The organism is Rhizobium anhuiense, from assembly GCF_003985145.1.
Lineage (GTDB): Bacteria > Pseudomonadota > Alphaproteobacteria > Rhizobiales > Rhizobiaceae > Rhizobium > Rhizobium anhuiense.
Genome location: NZ_ML133533.1, coordinates 67,896 through 87,903 on the forward strand (window position 1 = coordinate 67,896; position 20,008 = coordinate 87,903).

Genomic DNA, 20,008 nt, shown 5'->3' on the forward strand with positions numbered 1-20,008 from the left:
ATCGTCCTCAGCCGTTGATCGCCGCGACGATCTTCTTGGCCGCATCGTCCAAGTCGTCAGCCGCCGTGATCGCGAGACCCGACTCGTTCAGGATCTTCTTGCCGAGCTCGACATTGGTGCCCTCAAGGCGCACGACGAGCGGAACCTTGAGACCGACTTCCTTGACCGCGGCAATCACGCCCTCGGCGATGACATCGCATTTCATGATGCCGCCGAAGATGTTGACGAGAATACCTTCAACCTTGGGGTCCGCGGTGATGATCTTGAAAGCCGCTGCCACCTTCTCCTTGCCGGCGCCGCCGCCGACGTCGCAGAAGTTGGCCGGCTCCTTGCCGTAAAGCTTGATGATATCCATGGTCGCCATGGCAAGGCCGGCGCCGTTGACCATGCAGCCGATATTGCCGTCGAGCGCGACATAGGCGAGGTCCCACTTCGAGGCCTCGATTTCCTTGGCATCTTCTTCGGTCTCGTCGCGCAGCGTCTTGACGTCGTCGTGACGGAAAAGCGCGTTGCCATCGAAAGACATCTTGGCATCGAGGACGCGCAGATGGCCATCCTTCATGACGATCAGCGGATTGACTTCCAGGAGAGCCATGTCCTTTTCGCCGAAGGCCTTGTAGAGCGCCGGGAAGAGCGACTTCGCATCTTCGGCGGCAGCGCCGTCAAGCTGAAGCGCCTTGGAGATCGCGGCAACGTCGGCAGCCGTCACGCCGGCTTCCGGATCGATGGCGATCGTCTGGATCTTTTCGGGTGTGTCGTGGGCGACAGCCTCGATGTCCATACCGCCTTCGGTCGATACGACGAAGGCAACCCGGCCGACCGAGCGGTCGACCAGCAGCGAGCAATAGAGCTCGCGGGCGATGTCGGCGCCGTCTTCGATGTAAAGGCGGTTGACTTGCTTGCCGGCTTCGCCGGTCTGCGCGGTCACCAGCGTGTTTCCGAGCATTTCCTTGGCGTGGGAAACGACTTCCTCGATCGACTTGGCGAGGCGAACGCCGCCCTTGGCATCCGGACCGAGTTCCTTGAACTTGCCCTTGCCGCGGCCGCCGGCATGGATCTGGCTCTTGACCACGTAAAGCGGACCGGGAAGCGACTTGGCGGCAGCCTCGGCTTCTTCGACCTTGAGAATGGCCACACCCTCGGCAACCGGCGCGCCATAGCCCTTCAGCAGAGCCTTGGCCTGATATTCATGAATGTTCATGGGTCTATCCCTGTTTCGATTACTTCAGCGCCGATTACTTGAGGGCAGGCGCGATGTTGATGCAGGCCTCGCAGAGACCGGCGACGGCGCCGACGGACTTGTCGAAGGCTTCCTTCTCGGTCTTGTTGAGGTCGATCTCGATGATGCGCTCGACGCCGCCGGCGCCGATGACGGTGGGAACGCCGACATACATGTCCTTGACGCCGTACTGGCCGGTGAGATGGGCCGCGCAGGGCAGAACGCGCTTCTTGTCCTTGAGGTAGGATTCGGCCATCTCGATCGCCGAGGCGGCCGGCGCATAATAGGCCGAGCCGGTCTTCAGCAGGCCGACGATTTCGGCGCCGCCGTCACGGGTGCGCTGGATGATTTCTTCGAGGCGTTCCTTGGTGACCCAGCCCATGGTGACGAGATCGGTGAGCGGAATGCCGCCGACCGTCGAGTAGCGGGCGAGCGGCACCATCGTGTCGCCATGACCACCGAGCACGAAGGCCGTGACATCCTGGACGGAGACGTTGAATTCCTTGGCGAGGAAAAGACGGAAACGCGAGGAGTCGAGAACGCCGGCCATGCCGACGACCTTGTTGGCCGGAAGGCCGGAGAATTTCTGCAGCGCCCAGACCATGGCGTCGAGCGGGTTGGTGATGCAGATCACGAAGGCGTTCGGCGCATACTTCTTGATGCCGGCACCGACCTGCTCCATGACCTTGAGGTTGATGCCGAGAAGGTCGTCGCGGCTCATGCCAGGCTTGCGCGGAACACCGGCGGTGACGATGCAGACGTCAGCGCCCTCAATCGCCGAATAGTCGCTGGCGCCGGTCAGATTGGCATCGAAGCCTTCGACCGGAGAGGACTGTGCGATGTCGAGGCCCTTGCCCTGGGGAATACCGTCCGCGATGTCGAACAGGACGATGTCGCCCAGTTCCTTCAGGCCGGCGAGGTGCGCCAGCGTGCCACCAATCATGCCAGAACCAATGAGTGCGATCTTGTTACGCGCCATTTCGCTGTTTCCTTTGCGATCAAATTCGTCGGACGGACGCAACAAGGCACCGCCCAATGACGCAATCGCATAGACCCAAAGCCAAAAAATGGCAATCCATTAATTTTGATGCAGCGTTTTCAATCGTTTAGATACAAAAATTCTTACGTAAACGTAAAACATTCTGTCACCGGATTGTTACTCGGCGGCGCGTTTCTCATGGTGCAGCGCAAGATATTCAGCACTGCGCATCTCGAAAAGCCGCGACGTCGTGCGGTCGAATTCGAAACCTTCGGTACCCTTGCGGTGCACCAACAGTTCCTCCGGCATCGCCGCTGCGGAGATGTAAAGCCGCACGGCATGATCGTAGAGCGTATCGACCAGAATGATGAACCGTTTGATCTGGTTCCGCTTTTCCGGCCCGAGCAACGGAATGTGATCGACGAAGACCATATCGAAGCGTTCGGCGATTGCCAGAAAGTCGGCTGCTCCGAGCGGCTTGTCACAAAGATCGGCGAAGGAAAACCGCGCCATCCGGTCGACGGCGAGCGGCACATGGATGTGGCGCCCCTTCATCGGGATATCCAGCGGCTGCGCCTTGCGCCCATGCAGCGCCTGCGTCCAGGACGCATCCATCGCCATGTCATTATGCTCGTTGATCGGCACCAGATAGACCGGCTGGCTGTTCAGCTTCTCCATCCGGTAATCGGTGGGCGAATCCAGCGTTACGACATCGACATGCTGCTTGAGTAAGGTGACGAAAGGCAGGAAGAGGCCGCGATTGAGGCCATCCTTATAGAGATTGTCGGGCTCGACGTTCGAGGTCGCGACCAGCACGCATCCGCGTGCGAAAAGCTCGGAGAACAGCCGCGACAGGATCATCGCATCGGCGATATCGGTGACCGTGAACTCGTCGAAGCAGAGAAGCTCGGCTTCCTCGTAAAGCGCGGCGGCGACGGGCGGCATCGGATCGGCCTGCTTCGTCTCGCCGTTCTTGAGCTTCAGCCGGTGCGCGGCGATGCGGTTATGCACATCCGCCATGAATTCGTGGAAATGCGCCCGGCGCTTCTTCCTGCACGGCGCCATCGAGAAGAACATGTCCATCAGCATGGTCTTGCCGCGCCCGACGCTGCCGTGGATGTAAAGCCCCTTGTGGCCGTCGACGGATTTCTTCTTGGCGGCAAACAGCCAGCCAAGCGCGCTCGATTTTGCCGCCGGCCGCCGTTGCTTGAGCCCCGCAAGCACCCGGTCGAGGCTCTTTGCCACGTCCATCTGTGCGGAATCGACCTGAAGTGCCCCCGATGCGGTCAGCGCTTTAAGCTGTTCGCAGACGCTGAGCGCATAATCCGGCATTGGTTGCATGAGGGCATATCCGCCTGTCAGTCGTCGCAGCAGAGCTGCCGGAACATTTACCGGCTGAGGCTGATCGGCTGACCCGTGTTCGTCTGTCCGTCAAAGCGGTTGTCGGCCGTCTTGTAGACGCTGCCGATCTGGTTGCCCGAACGGTCCTTGAGCAGCACCTGCTTGCCGGAAACTTCCCAGGACCCCATTGCCGTCAGCTCGCCGACGCAGCCGCGGGTACCACCGCGCGAACCGCTGCCGAGATTGGTCAGCGTCAGGAACATGTCGCAGCCGCCGTTGACGCGCCAGCTTCCGACCATCGATTCCTTGGTGACATCAAGCGCATTCGCCGCCATTGCGCCAGGCTGAGCGCCCGGCATCGGCGCCGTCGCCGTCGGCGCGGCCGGAAACTGCGAACTTCCGGTCGGTGGCGGAAGCTGCCCCCCCTGTACCGAGGGCACCGGCTGCGCCGTCAGCGGCGCCGGCGTGGCACTGGCGTTGTTGGAGCTGTAATCATATGCCGTACGCTGACAACCGGCTAGCGACAGAACCACCACCAGACCTGTCATCGCATATCGCAACTGCATCATCATACTCCTGAATTCGGCTATCGCCGTAGAGAAACGGGCGTGAGACAAGTCCGATTATCGTAATTCGCTTTGGTTAATCAAGTCGGGCTGCACAAATTGCCCGTGACAACAACTAACCGAAAAACGATACAGTTCAACTGTCCCGCTGCAAAACTTCCTGCACATAGAATTTGTCAGCAAGGTGTTGCGCGCGTTCATCTCTGTCAGGATGCCTGTCGAACTCGCGCAATGTCTCGGAAGAGCGCTCCAGCGAACTCAAGAGAATTGCACCATCACCATGATGCGAATGCCCTGTTCGTGCACAGATGCAAAGCCGCGACCTGATCTCTGTGACGGCTTCGGGATCGAAGCCGTCTATTCCGTCGTGGCATGCATGCTGATCAAACCCGGCGCTCGACCATCATCTTCTTGATTTCGGCGATCGCCTTGGCCGGGTTGAGGCCCTTCGGGCAGGTCTGCGCACAGTTCATGATCGTGTGGCAGCGATAGAGACGGAACGGATCCTCGAGATTGTCGAGGCGTTCGCCGGTCGCCTCGTCTCTGGAATCGATCAGCCAGCGATAGGCCTGCAACAAAACGGCCGGACCGAGATAACGGTCGCCATTCCACCAGTAGCTCGGACAGGAGGTCGAGCAGCAGGCGCAGAGGATGCATTCATACAGGCCGTCGAGCTTCTGCCGGTCCTCGTGGCTCTGCTTCCATTCCTTGGCCGGCGCCGGCGACACCGTCTTCAGCCACGGCTCGATCGAACGATGCTGGGCATAGAAGTTGGTGAGGTCGGGAACCAGATCCTTGACGACGGGTAGATGCGGCAGCGGATAGATCTTCACCGCGCCCTTGATATCGTCGAGGCCCTTGGTGCAGGCGAGCGTGTTGGTGCCGTCGATATTCATCGCGCAGGATCCGCAGATGCCCTCGCGACAGGAACGGCGCAGCGTCAGCGTCGGGTCGATCTTGTTCTTGATGTAGAGCAGACCGTCGAGCACCATCGGCCCGCAATCGTCGACATCGATGTAGAACGTATCGATCGACGGGTTCTGGCCGTCATCCGGGCTCCAGCGATAGACGCGAAACTCGCGGGTGTTCTTGGCACCCGCCGGCTTCGGCCAGACCTTGCCTTCGCGCATCTGAGAATTCTTGGGGAGAGCGAGTTCAACCATAGCGGGTTCCTCTTGAGATCAGTACACGCGAGCCTTCGGCGCGATCTTCTGCGGATCGATGCCTTCGGCGATGAGCTCGGTGTGAACCGGCCGGTAGTCGAGTTTCACGTCGCCGGCCTCGTTGACCCAGGCGAGCGTGTGCTTGCGCCAGTTGACGTCGTCGCGGCCGGCGAATGCACCCTCGGTATAGTCCTCGCGCGCATGCGAACCACGGCTCTCCTTGCGGGCCTCGGCGCCGTAGATCGTCGTGATGGCGTTGGCCATCAGGTTCTGCAGCTCGAGTGTTTCCACGAGATCGGAGTTCCAGATCATCGAACGGTCGGTGACCTTCAGATCGCCCATTTCCTGCCAGATCGCCGAAATGCGCCGGCAACCGGATTCCAGCGATTCCTGCGTGCGGAAGACGGCGGCGTCTTCCTGCATGGCGCGCTGCATCTTCTCGCGCAGTTCCGCCGTCGGCGTGGCGCCGCTGGCGTGGCGCAGACCGTCGAAGCGGTCCATGATCCTGTCGCAGGCTGCGACGTTGAGATGCGGGACCGGCGCTGCGCGGTCGATCACCTCGCCGGCGCGGATCGCAGCGGCGCGGCCGAAGACCACGAGGTCGATCAGCGAGTTGGAGCCGAGGCGGTTGGCGCCGTGCACCGAAGCGCAGCCGGCTTCACCCACGGCCATCAGGCCGGGGATGATCCGTTCCGGATTGGCGCTGTCGGCGTTCAGCACTTCGCCCCAATAATTCGTGGGAATGCCGCCCATATTGTAATGAACGGTCGGCAGAACCGGGATCGGCTCGCGCGTGACGTCGACGCCAGCGAAGATCTTGGCGCTCTCGGAAATCCCCGGCAGGCGTTCATGCAGAACGGCCGGATCGAGATGGTCGAGATGCAGGAAGATGTGGTCCTTGTTCTTGCCGACGCCCCGGCCCTCGCGGATCTCAAGCGTCATGCAGCGCGAAACGACGTCGCGCGAGGCAAGGTCCTTGGCCGAAGGCGCGTAACGCTCCATGAAGCGCTCACCCTCGGAGTTGACGAGGTAACCGCCTTCGCCGCGGGCGCCTTCGGTGATCAGACAGCCCGAACCATAGATGCCGGTCGGGTGGAACTGCACGAATTCCATATCCTGCAGCGGCAGGCCGGCACGCGCCACCATGCCGCCGCCGTCGCCGGTGCAGGTGTGGGCCGAGGTTGCCGAGAAATAGGCGCGGCCGTAACCGCCGGTCGCCAGCACCACCATCTTGGCGGCGAAGCGATGGATCGTGCCGTCGTCGAGGCACCAGGCGACGACGCCGGTGCAGCGGCTGCCGTCTTCCGACATGATCAGGTCGAGCGCGAAATACTCGATGAAGAATTCGGCATTGTTGCGCAGCGACTGACCGTAGAGCGTATGCAGGATGGCGTGGCCGGTACGGTCGGCAACGGCGCAGGTGCGCTGGACCGGCGGGCCTTCGCCGTAATTCTGCATGTGGCCGCCGAACGGGCGCTGGTAGATCTTGCCTTCCTCGTTGCGCGAGAACGGCACGCCGTAATGCTCGAGCTCATAGACCGCCTTCGGCGCTTCCATGGTGAGATACTGCATGGCGTCGACGTCGCCGAGCCAGTCGGAACCCTTGACGGTGTCGTAGAGGTGCCACTGCCAGCTGTCCGGCGTCATGTTGCGCAGCGAGGCGGCGATGCCGCCCTGGGCCGCGACCGTATGCGAGCGGGTCGGGAATACCTTGGTGATGCAGGCGGTGCGGAAGCCCTGCTCGGCCATGCCGAGCGTGGCGCGCAAGCCGGCGCCGCCGGCGCCGACGACGATCACGTCGTAGGAGTGATCGACATACTTGTAGGCCTTGCCATTCTGGGCGGGTGAAGTCGGTGCCATATCAAGCTTATCCTACGAATGCGATTTTCAGAATGGCGAAGAGACAGAGGCCGGCGATCAGGATCGCAAAGAACGTGTTCAGCATCAGCAGCGCGATCTTGCCGAACTCGCCATGCACGTAATCCTCGATGATGACCTGCATGCCGAGTTTCATGTGGATGACGCCGGAGATCACCATCAGCCCCATGACAACAGCGACGAAGGGGTTCGACAGCGCGCGAACCACATCCGCATAAGGCGCGCCGGCATAGACGAGCATGAAGATGAGAAAGAAGAGGATGAGCGGAACATTGGCGACGGCCGTCAGCCGCTGGCGCCAGAAATGGTCCGTGCCGTCCTTGGCGGAGCCGAGCCCGCGAACCTTGCCGAGGGGGGTGCGCATATCCATGAGAGGACCTTCAGAAGCGAATGAGGAAGCCGATCACCCAGACCAGCACGGTCAGACAGAGCGACCCGATGATGTTGGCGATGGCGAGCTTGGTCGAGAATTCCTTCCCGAAACCGTAACCGAGATCCCACATGAAGTGGCGAAAGCCGCCGAGCATGTGGTGCAGCAGCGCCCAGGTGTAACCGAGAAGCACGAGCTTGCCGAGAAGGCTGCCGAGCACCCAGTTGGCCCAGTCATAGGAGCCCTGGCCGCTTGCCGCCGCGATCAGCCACCAAGCGACGAGCAGCGTGCCGACGTAGAGCGCGCCACCGGTAATGCGGTGGACGATGGACATGATCATGGTGGGAATAGGTTTGTAAATCTGCAGATGCGGCGATAGGGGCCGGTTATTTGTCACGTTCGCCATCAGAACCTCGCGGCGGCTTCTCTGCGCTCCCGGATTTCGGAGCATGCTCAGTCAACCACACGAATGACAAAATTCTCTGTGTGCGTTGCATCAATTGCGACGTTTAATCACCGGAAACGCCGACGACAAGCACAATCGCTGTCTGCTTTTAATTTAATCGATTCGCGTTACCGGGAAGTTTGCAGGCTAAAGAAACTGGTCTCTTCCGCTCAAATTTGATGCCGATGCTCGGACCTGAATGGACAAGCTTCGGCTTTTGGCGCAATCTGGCGTTAACGATTTGTTAAGGATCGGAATTCCGGAGGCCGGCCACCCATGTTTCGCAGTTTGTCCGCAGTCACCCTGCTTGCCCTGTCCGCACTTGCCGCCTTGCCCGCCGAAGCCGGCGACCGCCGCAGCGATCATCGCTTTCCCGGCCATCGCCACGCTGTCCACGGCGGATTGTTCCTCGGCGAACGTGTCGGCTGGCGCGATCGCGGCATCCGTTTCGACAATGCCTATCGGTATCGCAACCGCAAAGAGCGGATGCCGTTCCTGAAACAGTTTTCATCGCCGGCGACAAATCGCATCGCCCGCAGCAATCTCATCTTCGTCCTGCCCCAAGCGCAGGGTGGCGACAGCGGCGGCACCTATGCCGGCTCTTCCTATGCCTATCAGGTCGATGGCGGAACCTATGTCGGCGGCGACGGCTATGGTTTCTATCCGGCCCCGCGGCCTGAACAGCTGGCGCCGAAGGCGAAGGTCATCGACGTCGCCGTGCAGGACGATCCCTGCGCCTACGAGGCCAATGTCTGCATCATCCGGCCTTAATGCATGTCGCCCAAAAGTGTACAGCGGTTTTGGGACAACGACATGCATAAAACAATGACTTAAAGCGCGTCGCATGATTCCGATTTGACGCGACGCGCTTTAGAGCCTTTCCCTGGTCAGCTTTGCTGACAGGAATATGAAGATGACGAACGCCGGCGGCTCAAATTTGCCCGGCCCCACTCTTTCGCGACGCGGCTACGTCAATACGGATGGCGCACATCGGCGGGAGATTCTTGTCCTCAAACGTCGCCCGCCGTGGCGTTCCGCTATCCGGCATCCAAGCATCCCAGGCTCTGTTCATTTCCTCGAATGAGGCAAGGTCGCTGAGCCAAATGTTGGCGAGAATGATCTCCGCCTTATCGGTCCCTTCGCGCAGCAGCATGTCATCGATGCGCTCCAGTATTTCGTTGGTTTGCGCCGTCACGCTCGCTCCTCTCGTCAGGTTTGCGACCTGACCGGGCAGATAGGCGGCATCTGCGAGGAGAGTTTCGTCAACTTTGGCTTGCCCCATCATCGTATTCGCGACTTCCATGAATGCTTGAGATTGGGCCGTTCGACCCTTCATTGGAATCACTGTGGGGCTTGGCTGGCCATTCCGGTAGAGGGAATTAAGTTGAGCCGATATAATAGAAGCTGAACGCTCCTAAAGCCTTCCTGGTCAGATTGAAGCATTCTGTTGGCTCAAGGCTTTAGCTGGACAAAATGGCCGTATGCCGCGAAATGAAGTCCACAAGGTAGCGCGCGCCCTCGGCCGTCTCGGACTGAGCATAGAGACCGATCTCGATGCGCACCGGCCCGGGCAGATCCGCCGATTTGTCAAGCGTCCGGCAGCCCTCCGGTTTCGTGTTGAGCATCATCGGTGCGATACCGATACCGACGCGAACCGCGGTCGCCATGGCCACCAGCGTCGATGCGACGCACGCCGTCTTCCACTTGATGTTCCGCTGAGACAGAGCGGCAATCGTCGGGAGCGTCCAGGGACACTCCTCCTCAAACATAATGATGGGAAGCGGTTTTTCCGCATCCGCCACAAAGTCGGATCTGACCGTCCACATCAAATATTCGGTCCAGATCAGGGTCGGTTTTCGCGAGAGGCAGGTGATGTCGCAAACCACGAGATCCAGCTTCCTGTCTTCAAACAGGCTGGCGAGGCGGCGATTCGGCTCGACGATGATATCGATCTCGACCTTCGGGTTCTGGGCTCTGAAGTCGCTAAGAATGTCGATCAGGTGGCCGGCTGCGAAGTCCTCAACGACGCCGAGGCGGATGCGGTCCTCGATCATCTTGCCTGTCAGCCTTTTCTCGACCTCGTCGCTGAGGGCGACCATTTCGCGGGCATAAGCCAGCATGATCTGCCCATGGCTCGTGAGCTCGAGGCCTTTTGACGAACGCGAAAACAGCGTAACGCCGACAAGCTCCTCCAGCTTGCGGATCTGCATGCTCACCGCCGCCTGCGTTCTGTTCAGCTTGGCGGCTGCTCCATTGACGGTGCCGATCTCCGCGACGGTCAGAAATGCACGAAGCAGATAGGAATCAAGATCAAGCATCAGGAGCCGCATTCCATACTTTGTGGCGCTCGAGAGCCGAGGGCCTCTCTGCCGATAAGCAGATATTGGACGAACCATGTTCTTACGGCAACCGGCGATCCTTTGCCCGGGGCGCAGCGCAAGCTGCGTCCCGTCAATGCCAGCTTATCGCGCGAAGAGGACGCATGCCTCCGGCGGAATGGAAACGCTGATCTCCTGCCCGCGAGTAAAGGCTATGTCTGGACGGTTAGGGCAAGCCGAGATTATGCGGTCACCGCTGACGAGGTCCAGAACGATATGCCTGAACGCACCGAGTGTCACAACGTCGGCAACGCGTCCGGGCATGGCCCCGGCTCCCGGAGCGCCGGACGATATCTCGACGCTTTCCGGCCTCACGCAAATCTCGGCGGCACCGGAAAGGCTTCCCGTGGACGCGACCGGAAACTCCCAGCCGGATTCGGAGCGAAATTTGCGCGCCGATCCGCCCGCGGCCAAAATCGAGCCGTGAATCCAATTCGTCCGTCCCATGAAATCCGCGACGAAACGCGAGTCTGGACGCCAATACACATCATCCGGCCTGCCGGATTGCATGATTGCTCCACGGTTCATCACGAATATGCGCTCTCCCAGGCTCATCGCCTCTTCCTGGTCGTGGGTTACCACGATTGCGGTCGAGCCGACCGCGGCGAGCACATCCTTCAATTCGGTGCGCAACTCATGCCGAAGCTTGGCGTCGAGGGCCGACAAGGGCTCATCCAGAAGAACAAGGCTCGGATGGGTGGCAAGCGCCCGCGCCAGCGCAACACGCTGCTGCTGGCCGCCGCTCAACTGGTGCGGCCGCCGCTGTCCGAAACCGACGAGCCGGACGAGCTCAAGCATCTCGGCAATGCGGCGAGGTATTTGCTCCGGCGGATGGTTGCGATGGCGAAGTCCGTAGCCGATGTTCTGTTCGACGGTCATATGCGGGAAAAGAGCGTAATGCTGGAACAGCAGCCCGACATTGCGCTCATAGGGTTTCAATCCGGCCATCGGCTCGCCGTCGATCAAGATCGAGCCTTTGTCGGGCCGCTCGAATCCGGCAATGAGCCGAAGAATGGTGGTCTTGCCGCAGCCGCTTGGTCCGAGCAGTGCGATTGTTTCACCTGGATTCACCGAGAAGGAGATATTACCGAGGGCGACGGTTTCGCCAAAGCGCTTGCTGACCCCTTGAAATTCCACGGCAGAAATCATCGTATTGTCCTCAAGAACGAAACAAACCCTGGCCGACGACAGTGTCGAAGCCGACGACCCGGTCCAGCACGACGATCAGCAACGCGGTGACGGCAATCAGGACCACGGCCGCCGCAGCGATCGTCAGGTCGAAAGCCGCCCGCATGTTGCTGACCAGCGTAACAGGCAAGGTCGTTGCGGACGGATCGCTCAGAAAGAGACTGATCGATACGTCATCTATTGAAATGGCGAAGGCGAAGATCGCCCCGGTGACGACGCCCGTCCGCATGAGCGGCAGGGTAATGGTCCAGAAGGCCTGGCGCTCGGTGGCGCCGAGAACCATTGCGGCTTCCGTCAATCGTTGATCGCTGCCGAGAAGGCTGGCGAGACTGGTCCTTATGCAATAGGGCAACGTCACGATCACGTGGCCGAGGAGCAGGCGCGCCATACCATTCGTGATGCCGGCCTTGGAAAGAAAAAGCAGCAGGCCGAATCCAATGACGACGGGCGGGACGATGAGTGGCGAGAGAAAGGCCGAAGTCAGCGCCGCCTTTCCTGGAAAATTGCCACGGGCAAGGCCAACAGCCGCCGCAGTTCCAATCGTGACGGACAGAACCGTCGTGAGTACCGCCAAGATGAGGCTGGTGCGTAGGCTGGTAAGGATATCCGCCTGGGAAACCAGCCGTTCGAACCAGTGAAGCGACAAGGCAGGTGGCGGCATTGGACCAAGGTAGGTCCTGGCGTCAAAAGCCATGATGCATGTTATCACCAACGGGATGGCGAGGAACGCCAATCCAAGGCCGATGACACCGTAGGCAAGGGAAACGGCGATCCGGTCTCCGGTTCGCGCTGCAAGAGACTGTCTGCTCATCGGGAAACCTTCCAGGCCTGCGCAAACGTTATGACAGCGACCACCGCCAACGCCGCCGCAAGCATGACGAGCGAGATCGCCGCGCCGCTCGGATAGTTGGCGATATCGCTGAACCGGGTGTAGATGACGTTCGATATGAAAAGCACCCGGCCCCTCCCGAGCACCATGGGAATGACGAAGGCGCTGATCGCGAAAGTCAGCGAGACAAGCGTGCTTGAGATCAGAGCCGGGAAGCTCAGGGGAAGCGTGATCGACAGATGGGCTTTCCATCCCGGCGCGCCGAGCGACTGGGCTGCATCGAGCAGACGCGGATCGATCGATTGCATCGCGCCAATCAGCGTCAGCGTTGCGACCGGTATGATCGAGTGAACCAGACCCGCAGTCACGACGATATTGATATATTCGCGGCTGTTTGGCGAAAGGCCAAGTGTCAAGAGGAAGGGGCGGAAGATGCCGACCGACCCGAAGGTCAGTTCGATCGCATAGGTCTTGATCAGGACGCTGGAGAGAACAAGCGTAATCAAAAAGCCGAGAGTGAGCGCCCGCATCCGCGGGGGAATGCGCCGTACGATGAAGTAGGCCAGCGGGAATGCCACGAGCTGGCCGATGATCGCGGCAGCTCCACCGATCCAGAAAGTCGTCAGCAGGACGCTCGCAAACGCCTGGTTTGCAAGCTCGTAGTAGTTTTGAACTGTCGCCGCGGCATTTTCAACGGAACCGACGCGCCCCGGCGTAAACTCCTTGAAGCTTTCGATTGCCAGATTGACCAATGGCGACAGAAAACCGAAGGCGAATACCAGGAGGGCTGGTCCGAGCGTCAGGGCGACATCTCGGCGATCAGGAATAGAAATGGCAACGGGTTGCCGCATTGCTTTGGTCATGGTGGAACAGCCTTTTCCTCGCCCTTGCGGGGCATGAGAAAGGGAGGTTATCGAAGCCCGCGCCGCGCCTTCGATAACCTGCCCGGAGGTGCTTTAGAGCAACGGGGCGATGTCCTGTTCCCAGCGTTTGGACCAGGCATCCTGCTGTTCGAGAACGACATTGTAGTCCGGCACATAGACGAAGCTCGAAAACTCGTCCGACGTGAAGGACAGATGCTTGAGATTGTCGGGCGTGACAGCTTTGCTGTTCAACGGCGCTTCGCCCGCCACCTTGGCGTAGAGCGAGTTCATGTCCGGGCTGATCGCGAAGTTGACGAAATCGAGCGTTGCCTTGGTGTTCGGCCTATTCTTCAGCACGCCGAAACCGCTCTGGTAGAGGAAGGCCTTGAAGTTGCTGTCCTTGGTGAAACGCGTAACCGGGAAGTTCTTCGCCACGGCCGCCCAGCCGGGCTCAGCGAAGAAGCCGACGGAGGTCTCGCCCGACGTCAACGAATTGGTGAAATCGATATCGGTGATGGCGACGCGGCCGATATTGCCGGATTTCGCCAGTTCCGTCATGAGCTTCCACCCGGGTTCCATATTCGTTTCACTGCCGCCGGCGTGAAGGGCGAGCGCGACGATCTGGAGCATCATGCTCTGTGTCGGGCCTGGCCAGCAGATCGCCCCCTTAAGATCGGGGCTCAGCAGATCATCGATGGTCTTCACAGCGATCGGAGCCGTGTCGGTTCGGGCGCCGAAATACATGCCGCCAACGGCGCGTGGGACCGCTTTGATATTCCCCTTGCCGTCCCGAATGATGATTTTCTCGGGAATATTCGCAAGGTTGGGAACATCGGCAGGATTGATGGTCTCGAGCCAATCCTCCTTCACCATGCTGTTGAATGAGCCCTCCCAGCCGGCGACGTAGTCGTAGTCGACATTCGGCCAGACGGCCTTGATCTTTGGCAGGATCGCGCCCGCGCCGCCCTGATGGAGAACCCAGTTGAACGTCGCCGCATTCTGGTCGGCGGCAATCTGCTTCATGGCCTCGACGACATCGCCGCCCCATTCAACGGCGGTCAGATTGCCGCTGCCGGCTGCGGCGGATCTCGCAAACCCGGTCATCGTGCCGGCAATCCCCGCGGCAGCGGCGGATCCGAGGAAGCGGCGGCGTGTCATATCGTGCAACATGGTAGGTTCCCTTTGTTGTCGGCCCTCTGCCGGACCGTTCGTATCGGAGACTGCTGGGAGGTTGCCGACCGCGGTAGTGGGAAAATTCTCGCCGGGTTATAAAGTTTTCTGAACATACCGATGAATGCACAACCCGCATCGCGGCGCCTCGGCGGATCCGAGCTATCAGCAATCGTTATATCCCCTCTCGAATTTTCGCGGTTCCAAGAGAAGCGTGCGGCGCTGATGATGACGGCTGCATCAATACGTGGGAGCCTGCCTTGACCATTGATCGGGATTTTCTGGAAAACTTGAGAAAGCGCTTCGGCAGCGCCGCAGGCGGGGAGATGGAAGATCCGCACTTCCGCGCCGTGGCGGCGAGCGTGTTCAAGGACGGCGACAGCCGCAAATGGCCCTTTGCCGATCCTGCGACCTTTCTGGACGCCCGTTTCATCGAGAACGGCTTGCGGCCCGAGGTGCTTGAGGCGCTTGACGTGGCTCTGATCGGCGTGCCGATGGACCTCGGCGTCACCAATCGCGCCGGCGCGCGGCTGGGGCCGCGGGCCGTCCGGGCGATCGAGCGTGTCGGCCCCTACGAGCATGTTCTGCGTGTCGCGCCGATGGGAGGGTTGAAAGTCGCCGATGTCGGCGACGTGCCGATGCGCAGCCGGTTCGGCCTGGCCGAATGCCATGCCGATATCGAGGCCTGCTACCGGATGATCGCGGCAACCGGGGTTATTCCGCTGTCGGTCGGCGGCGACCATTCGATCTCCGGCGCCATTCTCAAGGGCCTGGCGGCCAGCCGGCCGGTAGGCATGATCCACATCGACGCTCATTGCGACACCGCAGGTCCCTATGAGGGCTCCAAGTTCCATCACGGCGCGCCGTTCCGCGAGGCGGTTCTGGCGGGCGTGCTCGATCCGAAGCGGACGATCCAGATCGGCATCCGCGGCGGCGGCGAATATCTCTGGGAGTTCTCCTTTGCCTCCGGCATGACCGTCATCCACGCAGAAGAGGTGGCGGAGATGGGTCTCAAGGCCGTGATCGCAAAGGCTCTGGAGGTTGTCGGCGCCGGTCCGACCTATCTCAGTTTCGACGTGGACAGCCTTGATCCGGCCTTCGCTCCGGGAACCGGCACGCCAGAAGTGGGCGGGCTTCAGCCGAGGGAGGCCTTGACCCTGCTGCGCGGCTTCAAAGGCATCAACCTCATCGGCGGCGACGTCGTGGAAATCGCGCCGCAATACGACAACACCACCAACACCGCGCAGATCGCCGCGCAGGTCCTGTTCGAACTCCTGTGCCTCGCGATGTTCAGTCCCGCGGCCAGGACAAACGTGACCTGAGAACCAGCTTCACACCGGCAGCGTGCCTCGTGTCCGCTGCCATCCATCACCTGTCGCACAAGACGTCTCAAAAAGGGGAACGACATGACTGCTCTTATGAAATTGCGCTACGCCGCCACCGCAGCAATTGCCGTGTTCGGCATCCTGGCAGGGGCCGCACAGGCCGACGAACTTGCCGATATCAAAGCTGCAGGCGAGATCAACATCGGCATCTTCTCCGATTTCCCGCCCTTCTCTTCGGCAAGCGCCGATATGAGCATCAAAGGCTATGACGTCGACGTCGCCCAGAAGATCGCCGACGGGCTCGGCGTGAAACTCAATCTCGTGAGCGTGACTGGTCAGAACAGGATCGCCTACCTGAACGACGACCGCGTCGATCTGCTGATGAGCGTCGGCTATTCGAAGGAGCGTGCCGAGGTTATCGATTTTGCCGCCCCGTACGCCCCCTACTATATCGCCGTCATCGGTCCGGCTGCGCTGAAGGTGAGCGGCAAGGAAGACCTTGCCGACAAGACCGTCGCCGTCAATCGCGGGACGCTCGAAGACACCTCGCTGACCGCCGCCGCCCCCGGCTCGGCTGCGATCCAGCGTTTCGAGAACTACAATTCGGTCATCCAGGCCTTCATATCCGGCCAGACCCAGTTGATGGTCGTTGGCAACGATGTCGGTGCGCAGGTTCTGGCACGACAGGACGAACTGAAGCCGGAGCAGAAATTCCAGCTCCTCAGCTCTCCCTCGCACATCGCGCTCCGCAAGGGCGAGGAGGGCCTGAAGAAGGCCGTCAATGATAGCGTCGCCGCAATGATTGCCGATGGTTCACTCGACGCAAGCTCGAAGAGCTGGCTGAAAGCACCGCTCAACCCTGAAAACCTGAAGGACTGAGGTCGGCCTCCCCTCACCAGAGCATGATGTCGAAAACCGCAAGCGATTCCGGTGGCATCATGCTCCAATTCTTTGGTTGAGAGGCGGATCGAGATTTCGGGCCGACCCAGCCCAGGTCATCCGGCTCCAAAGGACAAGCGATGAGATACAGCCTGGATTTCAATTGGCTTTGGGACGGAATGGGCGCTCTGGCTTATGGCGCAGGCACGACGCTTGCACTGACGGCCTCCACATCGGTCCTCGGCATCGTTCTCAGCGTTCTCGGCGCGGCGGCGCGCCGGGGACCTTATCCATGGTTGCGCAAGGCCGTCGGCCTGTATGTGGAAGTCATGCGCAATACGCCATTCCTGGTGCAGCTGTTCTTCATCTTCTTCGGCTTGCCCAGCCTCGGCATTCGCCTTGATCCGATCTCTGCCGCAGTTCTTGCCATGACACTCAACATGGCGGCCTACACGATCGAGGTGGTCGGGGCCGGGCTCGATGCCATACCGAGAGGCCAGAAAGAGGCGGCGCAGGCACTCGGCCTCAGGCCTCGGCTGGTGTTCTTCAAGATCATCCTGCCGCAAGCGCTCGCCATCATTTTTCCGGCGCTGACGAGCCAGATCATCATCATGATGCTGGAATCGGCGGTGGTTTCGCAAATATCCGTCCGCGAGCTGGCGCAGGAGGCCGATCTGCTTCAGTCGCGCACCTTCCGCTCCTTCGAGACCTATCTGGTGGCGACGTTGATCTACCTTTTGATGTCCGCCGCTCTTCGCCGGCTCCTTTTCGCCGGGAAACGCCGTTTTCTGGGAGCCGGTCTGGCATGATTGAGTTCACCTTCTGGGACATTCTGCGCAATCTTGTCTTCGCAACACGCTGGACCCTGTTGCTTTCGCTCGCAGCCTTTGCCGGCGGCGCCATCGTTGGCCTGGCGATCCTCTCTGCACGAATATCGAAAACGCGCTGGCCGCGCAGCTTCGCGTCCGGCTACATTGCCCTGTTTCAGGGAACACCGCTCCTCATGCAGCTCTTTTTGATGTTCTTCGGCCTGCCGATGCTCGGTTTCCGCATCGAGTCATGGACTGCCGCCGTCTGCGGCCTGACGTTCTATGCCAGCGCCTATCTGGCCGAAATCTGGCGGAGCGGCGTCGAGGCGGTGCCGCGCGGGCAATGGGACGCCGCAGCCAGCCTGGGTTTGCACCGTCTCCTCGAACTTCGCCTTGTCATCCTGCCGCAGGCTTTCCGGATCACGCGCGCGCCGACCGTCGGGTTCTTGGTTCAGTTGATCAAGAGCACCGCACTGGCCTCGATCCTCGGCTTCGAAGAACTGCTGAAGACCGCAAACGCCATCAACAACGCGACCTTCGAACCGTTCAAGGTCTACGGTCTCGTCGCCGTGATCTTCTTCGCCCTGTGCTATCCGCTGACGCAATACGCCAGAATTCTGGAGAAGAAGGCGGCGTTTGGCTGAGCGGTGCCGCGTTGCCCCGCATTCCGATCGCAACGGAATGTCCAAAGGGCCGATGCCGGTTGAAAAGCTGGTGCGCCGCGCAGCGGCGACGCGGCCTCGTTCAATCACACAGAACTCGCTTTATCCAGCAGTCAGAACTCACTGAGAGATCGCTTCAATGACCGACTCACAAATCCGTATTCTCGATGCCCGGACAACGGGCGAGCTTCTCCCTTTCGACGCGCTGGTTGCGACTTTGCGGCAAGCATTTGCCGAAGGCTGTGTTGTGCCGGTACGGCATCACCACACGATAGCCAATAGCGGCGAGCCGGATGCGACCCTGCTTCTCATGCCGGCCTGGCACGAAACGCACCGGTCGGAGCGCTACCTTGGCATCAAGATCGTTACTGTCTTTCCCGGCAACACGGCGCGCGGCATTCCCGGTTTGACCTCGACCTATATGCTCTATGATGGCCGGACCGGGATGCAGCTTGCGCTCCTTGACGGTAACACGATCACGGCGCGCCGTACGGTGGCGGCATCGGCCCTTGCCGCGGACTATCTCGCTCGAAAGGACGCGCACCGTCTGCTGGTGATCGGCGCAGGCCGCGTCGCGAGCCTCATACCCGATGCCTACCGCGCCGTCCGGCCGATCGCGCATGTCGATATCTGGGATATCGATCCCGCCAGCGCGGAACGGCTGGCGCAGAGCCTCCGGCAACGCGGCCTCCAGGCCACCGCCGTCACGGATCTGGAAGCCGCGACGCGGCAAGCCGATATCGTCAGCGCAGCGACGCTGGCGACCGCACCGCTTATCCGAGGCGAATGGCTGAAGCCGGGCACCCATGTCGATCTGATCGGCGGCTTCACGCCGGCGATGCGCGAGGCCGATGACGAAGCGCTTCGGCGCTCCTCGGTCTATATCGACACGCACGAAGCCCTTCACGAAGCAGGCGATCTGGTTCAGCCGATCAGGGCTGGCGTCATGTCTACAGATGCAGTGCGTGCGACCCTTGATGAGCTGTGCCGCCGGGATATTCCGGTGCGGACGTCCAACGACGAGATCACTCTCTACAAGGCAGTCGGAACGGCGTTGGCTGATCTTGCCGCCGCGACGATGGTGTATGAAGCCGCCTTGATCGCCGGCTGACGTCTTTTGGTCCGGGCGATGCCCAGCGAAAAGAAGATGGCTGATCGAGGCATCGAGGACTTTGACTCGAACAAAAGCCTCTGATTGAGGCTCCATCATCGTTTCACCGGGCTTGCTCCTACGGTCCACTCGATCGCTAGAGGTCAGCGACGTGTAGATGCATCCGGGTAAATGCGATTAAGCTTTCGATGTGGTGGGCGACAGCTCGGCGAGTTTCCTCGACGTCGCCCCGGTCGATCGCCTCGATGATAACGAGGTGTTCCGTGGAGTCCGGCTTCAGGCGATCTTTCAGGCGGTCGATTTCGAAGAGACGCGTGGTCGCCCGAAGCTCCCGCAATACCTTGGCCATTACCGCGTTGCCGCAATGATCGATGATCATATTATGGAGATTGTCGTCCGAGAACCAGTGCGCGTCTGTGTGATACGCCGTGGCGTCCAGAAGGTCGTGGATTTCCTGCCGGACGCTCATCAAAAGTCGTCGCGGAATAGCGTTTATCGACAGTACTGCTGCTTCAGGTTCGATCAACAACCTCAGTTTCAAGCTTTGAAGATACTCGCCGACATCCACCTGTCGCACGACGTAGTTTCGGCCGTCGCCCTTGCGAACCAGGCCTTCGCCCTCCAACCTCTGCAGCGCTTCCCGCAGCGGCGTCCTCGAAATCCCAAGTGTCTCGGCAAGCCTTGCCTCAACGATGACATGCCCGCCTTTCAGCCGGCGATGCCGGATCATGTCGGACACGGCCTTGTAGGTCAGCGATGCAAGATTATGCTGCCCTTTCTCCGCAATTTTCCGACCCGAGGCCTCTAAGGCGTCTGTCACCGTTTGCCATTTC

The 20,008-nt window shown here is 60.5% G+C and carries 21 protein-coding genes; 6 read left to right on the forward strand and 15 right to left on the reverse strand.

Annotated elements, in window-relative coordinates:
• Window positions 1-7: 7 nt before the first annotated feature.
• From sucC to sdhC, 8 genes are all read right to left on the reverse strand, one after another.
• Window positions 8-1,201, reverse strand: coding sequence for an ADP-forming succinate--CoA ligase subunit beta (gene sucC / locus EEQ99_RS25745; RefSeq protein ID WP_047616019.1), 1,194 nt, complete (start codon window positions 1,199-1,201; stop codon window positions 8-10).
• 34 nt (window positions 1,202-1,235) lie between these two features.
• Entirely contained in the window at window positions 1,236-2,198 is a 963-nt protein-coding gene (gene mdh, locus EEQ99_RS25750) for a malate dehydrogenase (protein WP_007822364.1), read from the reverse strand.
• A gap of 177 nt (window positions 2,199-2,375) precedes the next feature.
• A complete protein-coding gene (zapE, locus tag EEQ99_RS25755) occupies window positions 2,376-3,539 on the reverse strand; it encodes a cell division protein ZapE (protein WP_047615585.1) in 1,164 nt (387 codons plus the stop codon).
• Between the two features lie 47 nt (window positions 3,540-3,586).
• Window positions 3,587-4,105: a protease inhibitor Inh/omp19 family protein gene (locus tag EEQ99_RS25760; RefSeq protein WP_063473782.1), complete on the reverse strand. Its 519-nt coding sequence runs from the start codon at window positions 4,103-4,105 to the stop codon at window positions 3,587-3,589.
• 383 nt (window positions 4,106-4,488) lie between these two features.
• Window positions 4,489-5,268: a succinate dehydrogenase iron-sulfur subunit gene (locus EEQ99_RS25770; RefSeq protein WP_003567268.1), complete on the reverse strand. Its 780-nt coding sequence runs from the start codon at window positions 5,266-5,268 to the stop codon at window positions 4,489-4,491.
• 18 nt (window positions 5,269-5,286) lie between these two features.
• The gene (sdhA, locus tag EEQ99_RS25775; RefSeq protein ID WP_047615587.1) at window positions 5,287-7,128 is read right to left on the reverse strand and encodes a succinate dehydrogenase flavoprotein subunit; all 1,842 of its coding nucleotides are present in this window, start codon (window positions 7,126-7,128) and stop codon (window positions 5,287-5,289) included.
• A gap of 7 nt (window positions 7,129-7,135) precedes the next feature.
• Window positions 7,136-7,516 (reverse strand): succinate dehydrogenase, hydrophobic membrane anchor protein, encoded by a 381-nt coding sequence (gene sdhD, locus EEQ99_RS25780; RefSeq protein WP_047615588.1) that lies wholly within the window; start codon window positions 7,514-7,516, stop codon window positions 7,136-7,138.
• A 10-nt stretch (window positions 7,517-7,526) separates the two neighbouring features.
• Window positions 7,527-7,922, reverse strand: a complete 396-nt coding sequence (sdhC, locus tag EEQ99_RS25785; RefSeq protein ID WP_047616030.1) for a succinate dehydrogenase, cytochrome b556 subunit — start codon at window positions 7,920-7,922, stop codon at window positions 7,527-7,529.
• Between the two features lie 315 nt (window positions 7,923-8,237).
• On the opposite strand from sdhC, the gene EEQ99_RS25790 reads away from it, so the two are divergent.
• Window positions 8,238-8,732, forward strand: coding sequence for a hypothetical protein (locus EEQ99_RS25790; RefSeq protein ID WP_047615589.1), 495 nt, complete (start codon window positions 8,238-8,240; stop codon window positions 8,730-8,732).
• 160 nt (window positions 8,733-8,892) lie between these two features.
• Here the strand turns inward: EEQ99_RS25790 and EEQ99_RS25795 are convergent, their stop codons facing one another.
• From EEQ99_RS25795 to EEQ99_RS25820, 6 genes are all read right to left on the reverse strand, one after another.
• Window positions 8,893-9,246, reverse strand: coding sequence for a RidA family protein (locus EEQ99_RS25795; protein WP_097543624.1), 354 nt, complete (start codon window positions 9,244-9,246; stop codon window positions 8,893-8,895).
• A 175-nt stretch (window positions 9,247-9,421) separates the two neighbouring features.
• Window positions 9,422-10,291 (reverse strand): LysR family transcriptional regulator, encoded by an 870-nt coding sequence (locus EEQ99_RS25800; protein WP_174824500.1) that lies wholly within the window; start codon window positions 10,289-10,291, stop codon window positions 9,422-9,424.
• A 132-nt stretch (window positions 10,292-10,423) separates the two neighbouring features.
• Entirely contained in the window at window positions 10,424-11,488 is a 1,065-nt protein-coding gene (locus EEQ99_RS25805) for an ABC transporter ATP-binding protein (protein ID WP_063473783.1), read from the reverse strand.
• 10 nt (window positions 11,489-11,498) lie between these two features.
• Window positions 11,499-12,338 carry an ABC transporter permease gene (locus tag EEQ99_RS25810; RefSeq protein WP_047615593.1) on the reverse strand — a complete coding sequence of 280 codons (840 nt, stop codon included), beginning with the start codon at window positions 12,336-12,338 and terminating at the stop codon, window positions 11,499-11,501.
• Window positions 12,335-13,219, reverse strand: coding sequence for an ABC transporter permease (locus tag EEQ99_RS25815; RefSeq protein ID WP_127431285.1), 885 nt, complete (start codon window positions 13,217-13,219; stop codon window positions 12,335-12,337). The genes EEQ99_RS25810 and EEQ99_RS25815 overlap by 4 nt, the downstream gene beginning before the upstream one ends.
• 93 nt (window positions 13,220-13,312) lie before the next feature.
• Window positions 13,313-14,389, reverse strand: a complete 1,077-nt coding sequence (locus tag EEQ99_RS25820) for an extracellular solute-binding protein (RefSeq protein WP_027682553.1) — start codon at window positions 14,387-14,389, stop codon at window positions 13,313-13,315.
• A gap of 260 nt (window positions 14,390-14,649) precedes the next feature.
• On the opposite strand from EEQ99_RS25820, the gene speB reads away from it, so the two are divergent.
• From speB to lhpI, 5 genes are all read left to right on the forward strand, one after another.
• A complete protein-coding gene (gene speB / locus EEQ99_RS25825; RefSeq protein ID WP_063473786.1) occupies window positions 14,650-15,711 on the forward strand; it encodes an agmatinase in 1,062 nt (353 codons plus the stop codon).
• 84 nt (window positions 15,712-15,795) lie between these two features.
• The gene (locus EEQ99_RS25830; RefSeq protein WP_047615601.1) at window positions 15,796-16,593 is read left to right on the forward strand and encodes a transporter substrate-binding domain-containing protein; all 798 of its coding nucleotides are present in this window, start codon (window positions 15,796-15,798) and stop codon (window positions 16,591-16,593) included.
• 140 nt (window positions 16,594-16,733) lie between these two features.
• Complete coding sequence (locus EEQ99_RS25835) at window positions 16,734-17,402, forward strand: amino acid ABC transporter permease (RefSeq protein WP_047615602.1); 669 nt, start codon at window positions 16,734-16,736, stop codon at window positions 17,400-17,402.
• Window positions 17,399-18,046 (forward strand): amino acid ABC transporter permease, encoded by a 648-nt coding sequence (locus EEQ99_RS25840; protein ID WP_027682549.1) that lies wholly within the window; start codon window positions 17,399-17,401, stop codon window positions 18,044-18,046. The genes EEQ99_RS25835 and EEQ99_RS25840 overlap by 4 nt, the downstream gene beginning before the upstream one ends.
• 157 nt (window positions 18,047-18,203) lie before the next feature.
• The gene (lhpI, locus tag EEQ99_RS25845) at window positions 18,204-19,175 is read left to right on the forward strand and encodes a bifunctional Delta(1)-pyrroline-2-carboxylate/Delta(1)-piperideine-2-carboxylate reductase (protein WP_127431286.1); all 972 of its coding nucleotides are present in this window, start codon (window positions 18,204-18,206) and stop codon (window positions 19,173-19,175) included.
• Window positions 19,176-19,311: 136 nt separating this feature from the next.
• Here lhpI and EEQ99_RS25850 read toward each other — a convergent pair whose 3' ends face one another.
• The gene (locus EEQ99_RS25850; RefSeq protein WP_063473790.1) at window positions 19,312-19,995 is read right to left on the reverse strand and encodes a GntR family transcriptional regulator; all 684 of its coding nucleotides are present in this window, start codon (window positions 19,993-19,995) and stop codon (window positions 19,312-19,314) included.
• Window positions 19,996-20,008 lie beyond the last annotated feature (13 nt).